At 67.0% G+C, this 1,235-nt stretch carries 2 protein-coding genes; one reads left to right on the top strand and one right to left on the bottom strand.

Going from position 1 to position 1,235, the window contains the following annotated elements; translation table 11 throughout:
- On the bottom strand, nt 1–516 hold a 516-nt coding region (locus Q7A36_RS39970; RefSeq protein WP_305109353.1), incomplete at its 3' end, for an IS6 family transposase.
- A gap of 453 nt (nt 517–969) precedes the next feature.
- Between Q7A36_RS39970 and Q7A36_RS39965 the strand changes: the two genes are divergently transcribed.
- The coding region (locus Q7A36_RS39965; protein WP_305109352.1) for an aromatic-ring-hydroxylating dioxygenase subunit beta at nt 970–1,235 on the top strand (266 nt) is incomplete at its 3' end.

Genomic DNA, 1,235 nt, shown 5'->3' with positions numbered 1-1,235 from the left:
CGCCGGATTTTCCACCACCTCCGCGGACGCTACCCGCGAGCGTCGCCACAGCTCACCATCCTCCTTCAGCTGCTCGACCGCACTCGGATAGGCCGGGTTCTTGTCCACCGTGATCGTGCGCGGGTTCACCGTGTGCAGCTGACCCAGCGCCTTGCGGAAGAACCGCTTCGCAGCCTCGGCGTCCCGCTTGGCCGAGAGCAGGAACTCGATGGTCTGGCCGCGGCTGTCGACCGCGCGGTACAGGTAGGTCCAACGGCCCTTGACTTTCACATAGGTCTCATCAACCCGCCACGAGCCGTTGCTCGGCCGCAGATGCGGGCGGATCCGCTTCTCGATTTCGGGCGCATAGGCCTGGATCCAGCGGAAGACCGTCGTGTGGTCCACGTTCACGCCGCGGTCCTGCAGCATCAGCTCGACGTCACGGTAGCTGATGGGGAACATGAGGTACCAGCGGACCGCCCAGAGGATCACCTCGGCTGTGAACTGCCGCCCCTTGAAGGACTGATCCGGCCTCACCGAGGATGCTCACCGCCGCTTTGCCATGCCGACGATTGTACCCGGTCGGTGTGGGTGCCGAAACTTGCAACAGAACCCCCGCTGGCGGTGGACCGGACGGAGATGATGTCGCACTGTCTCGCACCCATCGGCGAGAACGCTGAGGCACGTCGGCTGCGGATCCGCTACTACGAAGACTTCTTCAACCCGACCGGGCTCGCCACCTCCTACGACAACGTCATGTACGAGTACTGCCAGTCCGGCTACGGCGCCGATGCCGGCGGCTGGACCCCGGGGCTACGCGCGCGGCCTCGGATACTCCGATGGGCGGGGCGCCGCGCTCGCGGCCGAGATCGGGGTCGCGCCGACGAACGTAGCCTGCGGTTCGCTGTCCTTTGGGGACGAGACCTGCTTCCACGCGGGCTACCGGGAGTGGCGCCGGCTGCTGTCGGGCGCCGAGGGGGGGCCGGGCCGATGAGCGACGATGCATCTGCCGCCGTCGCTGAGCTGCTGTACCGCGAGGGGCTGCTGCTCGATCGCCAGGACTGGGATGGCTGGCTGGCGCTCTACCTTGAGGACGCAGAATTCTGGGTGCCGGCCTGGACGACTGAGCACACGACCACGACCGACCCAGCCCGCCAGGTGTCGCTGATTTACCACGACTCGCGCTTCGGGCTGGAAGAGCGCGTGATGCGGATCCGGACGCGGAAGTCGGTCACTGCCATGCCGCTGCCGCGCAC

The organism is Paracraurococcus lichenis, assembly GCF_030657435.1.
GTDB lineage: Bacteria > Pseudomonadota > Alphaproteobacteria > Acetobacterales > Acetobacteraceae > Paracraurococcus > Paracraurococcus lichenis.
Note: the sequence above shows the minus strand (reverse complement) of the source record. Positions and strands in the feature narration are given on the sequence as shown.